Raw genomic sequence first — 12,459 nt, 5'->3', positions numbered from 1 at the left:
GGGGTCGGAAACCGGGGTGTCGCGCAGCGATCCCGGCGGCGTACGCTTAGGGCGCCATGCCGTACGAACCACCCACTCACACCGTCGAGCGCTCTCTCCGCGCCACGACCGGAGCGAAGATCATTGCCGGTGTCGACGAGGTGGGGCGCGGTGCCTGGGCCGGACCCGTCACCGTGTGCGCCGCGGTCACCGGACTGCGCCGACCCCCCGCGGGCCTCACCGACTCCAAGCTCCTCACCGTGAAGCGTCGCACCGAACTGGCCGAGGAACTGCGGACGTGGGTGACCTCGTACGCCCTCGGACACGCCTCCCACGAGGAGATCGACCACATGGGGATGACGGCCGCGCTGCGGCTCGCCGCCGTACGGGCACTGGAAGCCCTGCCGGTCCAGCCCGACGCGGTCATCCTCGACGGCAAGCACGACTACCTGGGCGCTCCCTGGCGGGTCCGCACGGTGATCAAGGGCGACCAGTCCTGCGTGGCCGTCGCGGCGGCTTCGGTGCTCGCCAAGGTCCAGCGCGACAAAATGATGGCCGAACTGGGTGCCGACCATGCAGACTTCGGTTTCGCGGACAACGCCGGCTATCCGTCGCCCGTGCACAAGGCCGCACTGCAGGAGTGGGGCCCCACCCCGTACCACCGGTTGTCGTGGGCGTATCTTGATGCGCTGCCCCAGTGGCGGCACCTCAAGAAGGCCCGCAGTTGGGCGGACGCGAGCGTTCCGGAGGTCGCGGGCCAGCTCGGCTTCGACTTCTGATCCTGCCGTTCGCACTGTTGTGCCACCCACTGGCGCGAACCGCACCAGTGTTTGATAAAAATCAGCTCATGCCTCTCATTCCCGAGGAGCCTCAGATTCACGAGAGTGCCCAGGGTCCCCGCGCCACGCCGGCCAGCGGCCGTACCGCGCCGACCCCCCGCCCCGTACCCGGCCCCCGTCCCGCGGCTCCGTCGCGCCCCGGCCGCCCCGGTCCTCCGCGGCCGACGGCTCCGGCACAGCGCACGCCTCGCGACGTGGCCGCACTCAAGCCCGGGCCGCAGGCCCAGGCCGTTGCCGCCCCCTCGACGGCTCCGCAGATCCAGCTGATCCCGGCCTCGGCCGAAGGTGCGCTGGACGCCGCCGAGGAGGCCGTGGACCTCCTCCTGGATTCGGGCCGCGCTCCGGGTGACGTGCTGGTGGTCACCACCGGCGAGCAGCACCCGTGGGCCACCCACGAACTGTCCTTCGGTGAGGCGTCCTACTGGGCGCAGCACGACGCGCGGGACGACGTCTTCTACGCGGGTGCCGAGGCCGTGGGCCGGGCGTCCGAGCGTCCGGTCGTCGTGGTCGCCGTCAACGGAGGTCCTGCCTCCGCCGTCGAGTCCGTCCTGTCCCTGGCTCGCACCCGGGCCGGCGCCCTGCTGATCGCCTGCGGGGACCCGCAGCAGATCAACGCGGTGCTGGGCGCGGGAGTCTGAGCCGAGTCCCGACGGTCGGGGCAGGCGCCTGCGGCTACCTCCGGCGTCACCGCCGGAGGGGGCTCCGGTGCCGGCTGACGCGTGTGTGACGGCGAGTGCCGGCGCGTGCGCGGGCCCGGCATGCCCGGGCGCCCGTCCGGGCGGCCCCGCCCGCCAGTGGCCGTACGGAGGTTCGGCGCTCGCGGTGGGGCGTTCTGACGACCGTCCTCGCCGGGGCCTCCAGAGGCGCTGGCGTGGAGGCTGAGGCGTATACGGCTGCCGCCCCGTGTGGGCCAAGCCGGGTGCACTGTGCCGGGCGGGCTCTGGCAGGTGCGCTGTGCCGACTGGTCCGGGGTCTGGCGTATCAGCCGGGACCCGTCGGTCCGCCGTATCGCCAGATCGGCCGGTGCCGCTCAGCGCGCGGCGGCGCGGCGCAGGACGTCGGACGCGGCGCCGCCGGTGCGGGGCAGCGGCGGCACCTCGGACAGGGCGAACGGCTCCGGAGCGGAGCCGAGACTGGGCCGGCGGCCGCCCCGGCCCTCGCCGAGCACCTGCCAGCCGTCGTCGGTGAGGGTGATGTACGCCCCGCAGCGCAGCCCGTGCAACGTGCACGCGTCACGCAGCCCCCACATCCACGCTCCGTCCTCCTCCGTCCAGCGCGCGTCGCCCTGGCGGCAGTAGAGCAGCACCGCCGTGCGCACCGGTGTACGGCGCCGCAGGTCGTGCGGAATGATCCGGCGCAGCTGGGCGAGGAGTGCGTTGCGGAACATCCATCCGTCGGCGGGAGCCGGGCGGCGGATGAACGAGGCGCTGGCCCTGAGTCGCTCGTCCGGGTCGAGCACGGCCACGATCGCGGTGGCCGGGCCGGGCCGGTGCCGCGCGTGCAGCCCGCTCACGACCTCGCGCGGGTTGCGCAGCAGCGGTATGCCGGCTGCGGCCCATTCCGCGGGCTCGAGCAAGCGGTTGGCGGAAGCGTCGGCCGCGGCCAACGATGCCGCCGAGGACGGAGCGAATCCGAAGGTCACGGTCCTCCCTTCGGCTACGGCCCACACAGCGGGCGGGTCGGATTGGGGGGAGCGCGCACCGCAACAGACCCCTACCGGGGCCACGGGCGAGCCGTGCGGGGAGCGGAACTCAATTCTTCCTGCCGAACTGGGATGCGGCAACGAGCAATTGGGGCCACCGACGGTTATGCGGCGATGCGTGGCTTATATCACTACCCAGGCCGGGCGGACGTGAAGCCTGCTCCGCCCGGCACGACCGGTTCGATCACGCTCCGTCACAGGTGATCGACAAGGGTGGATTGGCAGGTGACCCGGGGTATCGGGTTGCATGGAGGCATGGACACCCAGGAGCTCCGCGCCGAAGCCGATGCCGTCCTCGCCGAGCTGGTCGGGGCTCCGGGAGGTTCCGCGCGGCTGCGGGAGGACCAGTGGCAGGCGGTCGCGGCGCTGGTGCGGGAGCGGCGACGGGCACTGGTGGTGCAGCGCACCGGCTGGGGCAAGTCCGCGGTGTACTTCGTGGCCACGGCGCTGTTGCGCCGCCGGGGAGCGGGCCCCACGGTGATCGTCTCGCCGCTGCTGGCGCTCATGCGCAACCAGGTCGAGGCGGCGGCTCGGGCCGGTATCCGGGCACGCACCATCAACTCGGCCAACCCCGAGGAGTGGGACACCATCCACGAGGAGGTCGAGCGCGGTGAGACGGACGTCCTCCTCGTCAGCCCGGAACGCCTCAACTCCGTCGACTTCCGTGACCAGATGCTGCCCAAGCTCGCGGCCACGACCGGGCTCCTGGTGGTCGACGAGGCCCACTGCATCTCGGACTGGGGCCACGACTTCCGCCCGGACTACCGCCGGCTGCGCGCGATGCTCGCCGACCTCGCCCCCGGGGTGCCCGTCCTGGCCACCACCGCGACGGCCAACGCGCGCGTCACGGCGGACGTGGCCGAACAACTGGGCACCGGGGCCGGCGAGGCGCTGGTGCTGCGCGGCTCCCTGGAACGGGAGAGCCTGCGACTCGGCGTGGTGCGACTGCCGGACGCCGCGCACCGCCTGGCCTGGCTGGCCGAGCACCTGGACGAGCTGCCGGGCTCGGGGATCGTGTACACGCTGACCGTGGCCGCCGCCGAGGAGGCCACCGCCTTCCTGCGGCAGCGCGGCTTCCGGGTCGCCTCGTACACCGGGCGCACGGAGAACGCCGACCGCCAGCAGGCCGAGACCGACCTGCTGGAGAACCGCGTGAAGGCGCTCGTCGCCACCTCGGCGCTCGGCATGGGCTTCGACAAGCCCGACCTCGGCTTCGTGGTGCACCTCGGTTCACCGTCCTCCCCGATCGCCTACTACCAGCAGGTGGGACGAGCGGGCCGCGGCGTGGAGCACGCCGAGGTGCTGCTGCTGCCGGGCAAGGAGGACGAGGCGATCTGGCGCTACTTCGCCGACACGGCCTTCCCGCCCGAGGCCCAGGTGCGCCAGACCCTCACGGCGCTCGCAGACGCCGGGCGCCCCCTCTCCGTGCCGGCCCTGGAGGCCCTGGTCGACCTCCGCCGCACCCGGCTGGAGACCATGCTGAAGGTGCTCGACGTGGACGGCGCCGTCAAGCGGGTCAAGGGCGGCTGGACCTCCACCGGCCGGCCGTGGGTGTACGACGCAGAGCGGTACGACCGGGTGGCACGGCAGCGGGCAGCCGAGCAGCAGGCGATGCGTGACTACGTGACGACGTCCCAGTGCCGGATGGAGTTCCTGCGCCGGCAACTCGACGACGAGGAGGCCACTCCGTGCGGCCGCTGCGACAACTGCGCCGGCGCGTGGATCGACGCCTCCGTATCGGAGGAAGCGCTGACAGGGGCGGCCGAGGAACTGGACCGCCCGGGCGTGGAGATCGAGCCGCGCCGCATGTGGCCCACGGGGATGCCCGCCCTGGGCATCGACCTCAAGGGCCGCATCCCGGCCGGCGAGCAGTGCTCCACCGGGCGCGCTCTGGGCCGGCTCTCCGACATCGGCTGGGGCAACCGCCTGCGCCCCCTGCTGTCCGAGAACGCACCCGACGGGCCCGTCCCCGACGACGTCCTGCGAGCCGCTGTCGCGGTCCTGGCCGACTGGGCGCGCTCACCCGGCGGGTGGGCCACCCAGGCTCCGGACGCGACGGCCAGGCCGGTGGGCATCGTCGCGGTCCCGTCCCTGAGCCGCCCGCAGCTGGTCGGTTCCCTGGCGCAGGGCATCGCGAGCGTGGGCCGCCTGCCGTTCCTCGGCACCTTGGCGTACACCGGACCCGAGGGCGCGCACATGGCCCGACGCAGCAACTCAGCGCAGCGCCTGCGGGCCCTGTCCGGCGCCTTCGCCGTCCCGCAGGACTTGGCCGAGGCGATCGCGGCCGCTCCCGGACCCGTGTTGCTGGTCGACGACTACACCGACTCCGGGTGGACCCTGGCCGTTGCCGCGCGACTGCTGCGCCGGGCGGGCAGTGAGCAGGTGCTGCCGTTGGTGTTGGCCGCGGCGGGCTGAGGAGACGCGGGAGGACCGGCGGAGGAGTGGAGGATCGAGGCGGCCCGGGCACCCGGCGGGGGTATATGTGACTATCCACATCGCTCTGACCAGCGGAGACGTCATGTTCTGACGTGTCCCTGCTCTGACTTGTCCACAGGCTCACACGGGACTTCGTGATCCGCGGGATCGTCGGCGCATGACGAACCACGACGAGATCACCGGATCCTTCGACAACGACGACCCGCGCGGAGCAGCAGGGGAGGCTGGGCCTGTCGAGTGGGCTGCTGGTAGGGGCGGATCGGTCGGAGCGCCGGGCTCCTCGGCAGCGACCGGTCCCGCCGAACTCGGCTCGGCGGGCGAAGCCGTCCCGCGCGACAGCCCCACGCCTCCCGCCCCGGACGACGTCTCGTACCAAGGCGGACCCGCCTACGCGCCCCACGGTCGCACCACCTACGACGGAGACCTCGGTGTCCACCAGGTCACCCTGCGCACCCCCGCCGAACTGGCCGACGCCCTGCCCTACCTCCTGGGATACCGGCCCGAGGACAGCATCATCCTGGTCAGCCTGCACGACAGGGGCGGCCGCGGGCGGTTCGGCGGCCGAGCCCGCCTCGGCATCCCCACCAGCTCCGACGACTGGGCCGCGGTGGCGCAGCAACTGGCCCACGGGCTGGTGACGGGCAGTGAACGGCGAGGAGCACGCCCCGAGCAGATCGTCGCCTACCTCTGCCAGGAACCCGCCAAGGGCGAGACCGGCCGGAGCGTCATGGAACGGCTGCAGCCGCTCGCCCACCAGTTGCGCGTGGCCTGCGGCCGTCTCGACGTGCCCGTGATCGAGGCGCTGTGCATTTCCGACGGCCGCTTCTGGTCCTACTGCTGCGGAGGGCAGGGCTGTTGCCCCGACGAAGGTGAACCCATGGGCCTGCCCGGCACCTCGGTCCTGGCCGCGGCCGCCGCCTACGCCGGAATCCAGGTACGCGGGACCCTGCGCGAGCTGAGGGCCCGGCTGATGCCCCTGGAGACCGCCGTGGCGGTCGAGCAGGAAATCGCGCTCGACACCGCGGGCATGTCTCTCGTCCCCCGGATCTTCGACGAGAACGGCCGCGCAGAGGTGGCCGACGAGACGATCGAGCTGGCCGAACGACTCATGCAGCGCCTCGCCGCCACGGCACCCGTCCCCACCTCCGCCGCAGCGGACCGGCACGACGACGACCTGCTCCGCGCCGACGAGGCCGCCGCCCTGATCCTCGGCCTGCAGGACCGCACCACCCGCGACCGGGCGGCCGAGTGGATGGAGGGCGACGAAGCCGGCCCCGCCCTCCGCCTCTGGCGCGCACTGGCCCGCCGCTGCGTCGGCCCCTACGCGGAACACGCCGCAGCACCCCTCACACTCGCCGGTTGGGTCGCCTGGTCCACCGGCGACGAACTCGAAGCCAGGGAAGCCCTCGCCATGGCACTCGGAGCGGACCCCGACTACCTCTTCGCCCGTCTGCTGCACCAGGCATGCAACGAGGGCCTGAATCCCGAGTCGGTCCGCCGCTGCCTGCGCGCCGAGCGCGGCGGACGCACGGCGGGGCCGGGAAGGGCAGAACGCGGGGGAGCAGCGGGCGATGCTCCCGACGTCACCACGCCCTCGGCCCACTCTGCCAACCCGGCAGCTCTCGGACCGGGAAGCCTCTCCCCGCACGTGCCGGAACAACGGCACCGTCGCCGCACCCGCTCCGGTACCTCACCGCTCACCGCGACAGACCAGGGAGAGGTGTCGAGCCCGTCGGGCCGCCGCTCGCGCACGTCGGCGTCGGACAGCACCCGGCCCGGCCTGCCCGGCCGGGGCAGCACCGGCCCCCGTACGCCGGGGAAGCCGACGGCGTCACGGCGACGCGCGGACCGTGTGGAGGCCCAGGAAGTCAACGCCGTCCGTGGGGACGGAGGCACCCCGGAAGGCGACTCCGCCACCGGCGACGAACTCAGGTAACGCGTGAGGCGGACACCGGCCCACCGTCCGCCGGACGGGTGAGGCGGACACCGGCCCACCGTCCGCCGGACGGGTGAGGCGACGGCACCCAGCCGGACACCGGATCACCTGCCGCCGTTCGGTGGGCTCACCCGGCGCCGGGCGTGACCTGGGGGAGACCCGCCCCGTTCACCTGAGTGGCGGAGTGCCCGTGCGGGGCGTCCCGCCACCCCGCCCGTCGTCCAACCGGAATGCCTGCCTGCCGTCGAACACGCCCGGATTCACAGAGAGCGGAAGAAACCAGCGCATGCATCAGCCGACGCCCCCCTCCGCCGACCACTGCCGCACCGCTGAACGGCCTGTGCCTCCCCTCCGGTCCGCCGCCGGTGCACCGCCTCCCGCACCGGCGCCCAGAGCACCCACACCCTCCTCACCCGTCACGCCCCGCAGGCCGAGGGACCTGCCCCCCGCACACGACGCCCTGATCTGCGTCGCCCTGCCCGGGCTGACCCTCTCCACCGCGGACGGACAGCTCGCCGGCCGGGGCCTGGAGGGTTTCTACCGGGCGGGCCGACGCCTGCTCTCCCGCTGCCACCTGCGCGTCGCCGGACGGGAGCCGCTTCCCGTCCAGGCCCGGATGCTCTCGGCCGACCGAGCCCGCTTCACCGGCACCCTGCGCGCGGCACCGCACGGCGGCCCCGACCCGGACGTCGTCGTCGAGCGGACCCGTTCAGCGGACGGCACGGAGAGCATCATCCTGCGCAGCGCGGCGGCACACCCCTTACGCGTCCCCGTCGAGATCACCCTCGGGACGGATCTCGCCGACCTGAGCGCGATCGCCTCAGGAACCGCGGGCCGCGACCTGCCCGCCGGCGTCCGCGACGCCGGCCTGCGCTGGTCCGGTCGTTCCGCGTCGGTGTCCGTGACCGCTGATCCACCGCCCGCGGACGCCCTCGCTTCCGCGGGGATGCTGCGCTGGGAACTCGACCTGCCCCCGGGCGGCAGCGTGGCAGTGGAGCTGCGAGTGCGCCTGGACGGGAGCGGTCCCGTTCGTCCCGCCGGTCGCGCGACGACTAACCTCCTGGCGCCCGCACACGCCAGCGGCGACGACCCCCGCGCTCAGGCACTGCTGCGGACCAGCGTCGAGGACCTGCAAGCCCTGCTGGTTCGCGACCCCGCCCGGCCCGCCGACATGCACCTCGCGGCCGGCGCGCCCTGGCGCTGCGGCCTCGCCCCGGCCGAGGCGCTCGCCGCGGCCCGCATGACCCTGCCGCTCGGCACCCGCCTGGCCGTCGGCACCCTCCGCATCCTCGCCCGCACCCAACTCACCGCCCCGGGACCCCAGTACGGCATGATCCCCGGTCCCCGCCGGGACGCCGGCCCCCATCTGCCTCCCGGCTGCACCGCGACGGAAGCCACGCTGCTCTTCCCCGTCCTCCTCGCCGAGGCGCGCCGCTGGGGACTCCCCGAAGCCGAGACGGACGAGTTGCTGCCGGCCGCCGAGCGCTGCCTGACCTGGCTCAGGGAAGCCGTCGGCGACGGCACCTACCTGCCCGACCCGCAGCCCGGCGGACCCGTGCGCTGCGAGACCCAGGCACACGCCCACCGAGCCGCCCTCCTCGGCGCCGACCTCCTCGACGCCTGCGGGCGACCGGACGGCGCCGGACTGCGGCAGTGGGCGGACACGCTCGGCGTCGCGTTCCGCCGGGATTTCTGGATCGACGCCCCCGGCGGCGGTCGCCCCGCGGTCGCGCGCCTCCCGGACGGACGACACCTGACTCACCTCGGCGCGGGCCTGGTCCACCTCCTCGACACCGGTCTCCTCGGCGCAGGGCACTTCGCACCGGGACTCCTGGACAAGACACAGACGGAACACCTCGCCCGGCTGCTGGACGGCCCGTCGATGGACTCCGGCTGGGGGCTGCGCTCCCTCGGCACCAAGGAGCCGGGATACAACCCCTTCGGCCACCGCAGCGGAGCCGTGCGCGTCCACGAGACAGCACTCGCCGCAGCGGGACTCATCGCGGCCGGGTACGAGGCGCAGGCATCGTCCCTGATCAACGGCCTCCTGGCCGCAGCCGAGATTTTCGGGTACCGCCTGCCGGAGATGTACGCGGGGCAGCAGCGCACCGACGGCGGCGCCCCGCCGCCCCACCCGGCGGCCTGCCGCCCCACCGCCACCGCGGCGGCCGCCGGCATCCTGCTGCTGACCGCCCTCGTCGGCATCCGCCCAGACGCCCCCGCCGGCACCGTGACCCTCCGCCCCGTACGCAACGCACCGCTCGGCGAGCTCGTCCTCACCGGACTCCGCGTCGCGGGCGCCCCCTTCTCGGTACGGGTCAGCCGGCTCGGCCTCGCGATGGTCGAGGAGGCGGCCGAAGGACTGCAACTGGGCTCCTGACCTCGCACAACGGTGAATATGCGACATGGGTGACGCCTGGGAGCCGGACTGCGCCGACCGACGCCGACCGCCGGGGATCAGTCACCGACGGGACCGACGAAGGGAGTGTTTATCGTCAGGCAGACGACTATGATCGCGGCATGTCCTACGACCCGTCAGCCTTTCCGCCCTTCGCTGTCACCGTGGACCTGGTCGTGCTGACCGTACGCCGCCATGCCCTGTGCGCGTTGGCGGTCCGCAGGGGCGAATCGCCGTTCCAGGGGCGGTGGGCGCTCCCCGGCGGCTTCGTGCGGGCCGACGAGGACCTGGCCCAGGCGGCGGCGCGTGAGCTGGCCGAGGAGACCGGGCTGCACGCCCACGACGCCTCCGTCCCGGTCCAGGACAACGGTGCCCACCTCGAACAGCTCGCGACCTACGGTGACCCCAAGCGGGATCCCCGGATGCGGGTGGTCAGCGTGGCCCACCTCGCGCTCGCCCCCGATCTCCCCGCGCCCCGCGCCGGCGGCGACGCGAGCAACGCCCGCTGGGCGCCGGTCGAGGAACTCCTCCAGCAAGGCGGCTACGGCCGCGAGGACGAGCCCATGGCTCCTCTCGCCTTCGACCACGCCCAGATCCTCGCCGACGGCGTGGAACGCGCTCGGTCCAAGATCGAGTACTCGTCGCTGGCCACGGCCTTCTGCCCGCCCGAGTTCACCGTGGGCGAGCTGCGCCGGGTCTACGAAGCCGTCTGGGGCGTGGCGCTGGATCCCCGCAACTTCCACCGCAAAGTGACGGGCACCCCGGGCTTCCTGGTCCCGACCGGCGGCACCACCACCCGCCAGGGCGGACGCCCCGCTCAGCTCTTCCGCGCCGGCGGGGCCACCCTCCTCAACCCGCCGATGCTGCGGCCGGAGGTCTGAGAGCGGCCCGATGACGGGGCGGTCGCGCCGGTCGTGGCGTACGGCCCTGCTCGCCTTCACGGAGGGGTCGGGACACGTCCACCACATGGGTGCGGCGTCACGTCGGCATGCCCGCCATGCCATGCCCTGCCACGCCACGCCACGCCACGCCACAGGAGCTTGCTCGTCGACCCAGCGGGTCGACCCCACCGCTAGGTTCCCGACAAAACGGGCATAGGGCGCTATCTTGCTACGGGTGATCCAGGCCTTCGGACTGACCAGCGTCCCCCGCAAGGACCTTCCGCCCGCCGTCGACGACGTTTCGTTCGAGGCGCGCGCGGGCCATGTCACCGCGCTCCTCGGGCCCCAGGGCGCGGGCAAGACCACGGTTCTCAGACTCATGCTCCAACTCCAACAGGGCAGAGGCATCACCCAATTCAGAGGCCGCCCCCTGCACCACGTCCCGCATCCCTCGCACGAGGTCGGTGTCCTCCTAGGCGACGTGCCCGGCCACCCCGGTCGTACGGTGCGCGGTCACCTGCGCATGCTGTGCGCGGCGGCCGGAGTGTCCGTGCGGCGAGCCGACGAAGTCCTCGAAGCCGTAGGCCTCGTCAGCCTGCGCGAGGAGCGCCTCGGCACCCTCTCGCGTGGCATGGACCGCAGACTCGGTCTGGCCTGCGCCCTCCTGCCCGGCCCCCACGCCCTCGTCCTCGACGCCCCCGGCGACGGGCTCTCCGCCCGGGAGGCCCGCTGGCTCTACGACATGCTCAAGGCCCACGCCGCCCAGGGCGGCACGGTCCTGCTCACCATGGACGACCCCAAGGAGGCCGCACGCACGGCCGATCACGTCATCACCCTGGAACAGGGCCGAGTCGTTGCCGACCAGGACGCCCAAGGCTTCGCCCGGACCCGCCTGCGCCCCCGCGTCGTCGTCCGCACACCCCACGCCGCCCGTCTCGCCGCCCTCCTCACCAAGGAGGCCCGGGCGGCGCAGCGTTCCGTCCAGGTCGTCCAGGACAGCGGCAACCGGCTCTCCGTGTACGGCAGTAGCTGCGCCCATGTCGGCGAGACGGCGTTCCGGCACGGCGTACTGGTGCACCAACTCGCGGACGAGGTGGGGGACATGGGGCCTGACACAGCAGATGTCGCCCTCACAGTGTCGGCCGGTGCGGCGATGAGCGAAAGTGAGCAGCCTGCGATCGAGCGCGTCGCCGGCGCCGACCGCCTGTGCCGGGTGGGCGAGAGCGGCAGTGATCAGCCTGCTGGCGAGAAGTCCCGCGATACCGCCCTCCCGGTGGTCTCCCCTCCCTCCCCCCTCTCCCTGCCCCGCCCCACCCCGCACCCCGAATCCGCCACCCCGACCGCCCCCGCCCCGCAGGCTTCACCCGTCCGCCTCCCCGACCTCCCGCCTCCCATCGCCGTCCGTCCCGCCCCCAGCCCTCTTCGCCCCCTGCGCTACGAACTGCGTCGCGCCGCCGGGATCAGCACCGGGTTCCTCACCGCCGGGGCCGTGCTGCTCACCTCCGCCGTCATGGCCCTGCTCCTCGCGCGCGTCGGTCACACGCCGCAGGAGCGGTTGCTGGCCGCGTGGCCGGCCGAGCTGCCCTTGCCGCCGGCCGCGCTGGGTGCGGGGCTGCTGGGGGCGTTGGCGTTCGGGGACGAGTTCCGGCACCCCGCCTTGGCGGCGGACCGTGGCACCGTGCCCCGGCGGCTGGGGCTGCTGAGCGCGAAGCTCCTCGTCGCGGCGGCCACGGCGTTGATGCTGGCGTTCGTGACGGTGGGGTGTGACGCCGAGGTGTTGTACCTCGTCTACGGACGGGAGTTCGTGAAGGTCCCCGGGGAGTGGCTGTCGATGGGGGCGAGTTGGATCGGCCTGGTGGTGGGGTGCGCCTGGGCGGGGGTTCTGGCGGCCGGGGTGTTCCGGTCCACCACGGCGGGGCTGGCGGCGGTGCTGGCCGTGCCGGTCGTGGTCGTACCGGTGGTGCACAAGGCATGGGAAGGGGCGTCCGTGCGGAGCGCCGCCGGGCTGCCGATGCGCATGCGCCAGGTGTTCCTGTACCAGTGGCCCTTCGGCGGTGAGCGCTATCTGTCCGCGGTGGCCAGGGTGATCGCCCAACCTGTCGGCGGGGCGCTGACGTTGTCGCTGACGGTCCTCCTGTGCGCGTATGTGCTCACCACCCTGCGAAGTCGGGTGCGATGACGACCGGCATCGACCGTTCGTGCCCGCACTGTGCGCAACTCCCCGGAGAACGTCCATTTCTTTCCGATAAGGCGTCAATTGCGACGGTGTGAGCGATCACCCTTTCGTG

General features: G+C 73.4%; 8 protein-coding genes. 7 read left to right on the top strand and 1 reads right to left on the bottom strand.

The window, feature by feature from the left end:
* Positions 1-56 precede the first annotated feature (56 nt).
* Together E4U92_RS07920 and E4U92_RS07915 are read left to right on the top strand one after the other, a co-directional pair.
* Entirely contained in the window at positions 57-758 is a 702-nt protein-coding gene (locus tag E4U92_RS07920; protein WP_137299581.1) for a ribonuclease HII, read from the top strand.
* Between the two features lie 68 nt (positions 759-826).
* Complete coding sequence (locus E4U92_RS07915) at positions 827-1,456, top strand: hypothetical protein (protein ID WP_137299580.1); 630 nt, start codon at positions 827-829, stop codon at positions 1,454-1,456.
* A gap of 392 nt (positions 1,457-1,848) precedes the next feature.
* On the opposite strand, the gene E4U92_RS07910 is transcribed toward E4U92_RS07915, so the two are convergent.
* Positions 1,849-2,460 carry a hypothetical protein gene (locus E4U92_RS07910; protein WP_137299579.1) on the bottom strand — a complete coding sequence of 204 codons (612 nt, stop codon included), beginning with the start codon at positions 2,458-2,460 and terminating at the stop codon, positions 1,849-1,851.
* A 315-nt stretch (positions 2,461-2,775) separates the two neighbouring features.
* On the opposite strand from E4U92_RS07910, the gene E4U92_RS07905 reads away from it, so the two are divergent.
* The 5 genes from E4U92_RS07905 to E4U92_RS07885 all read left to right on the top strand — a co-directional run bounded on the left by E4U92_RS07905 (position 2,776) and on the right by E4U92_RS07885 (position 12,350).
* A complete protein-coding gene (locus tag E4U92_RS07905) occupies positions 2,776-4,935 on the top strand; it encodes a RecQ family ATP-dependent DNA helicase (RefSeq protein ID WP_137299578.1) in 2,160 nt (719 codons plus the stop codon).
* Positions 4,936-5,113: 178 nt separating this feature from the next.
* On the top strand, positions 5,114-6,892 hold the full coding sequence (locus tag E4U92_RS07900) for a DUF4192 domain-containing protein (RefSeq protein ID WP_229863364.1): 1,779 nt from the start codon (positions 5,114-5,116) through the stop codon (positions 6,890-6,892).
* Positions 6,893-7,178: 286 nt separating this feature from the next.
* Positions 7,179-9,272 carry a glycogen debranching N-terminal domain-containing protein gene (locus E4U92_RS07895; RefSeq protein WP_137299577.1) on the top strand — a complete coding sequence of 698 codons (2,094 nt, stop codon included), beginning with the start codon at positions 7,179-7,181 and terminating at the stop codon, positions 9,270-9,272.
* Positions 9,273-9,412: 140 nt separating this feature from the next.
* Positions 9,413-10,171, top strand: a complete 759-nt coding sequence (locus tag E4U92_RS07890) for an NUDIX hydrolase (protein ID WP_137299576.1) — start codon at positions 9,413-9,415, stop codon at positions 10,169-10,171.
* Between the two features lie 235 nt (positions 10,172-10,406).
* Positions 10,407-12,350, top strand: coding sequence for an ABC transporter ATP-binding protein (locus E4U92_RS07885; protein WP_137299575.1), 1,944 nt, complete (start codon positions 10,407-10,409; stop codon positions 12,348-12,350).
* The last annotated feature ends 109 nt before the right edge of the window (positions 12,351-12,459 follow it).

The organism is Streptomyces galbus (assembly GCF_005280195.1).
GTDB lineage: Bacteria > Actinomycetota > Actinomycetes > Streptomycetales > Streptomycetaceae > Streptomyces > Streptomyces galbus.
Note: the sequence above shows the minus strand (reverse complement) of the source record. Positions and strands in the feature narration are given on the sequence as shown.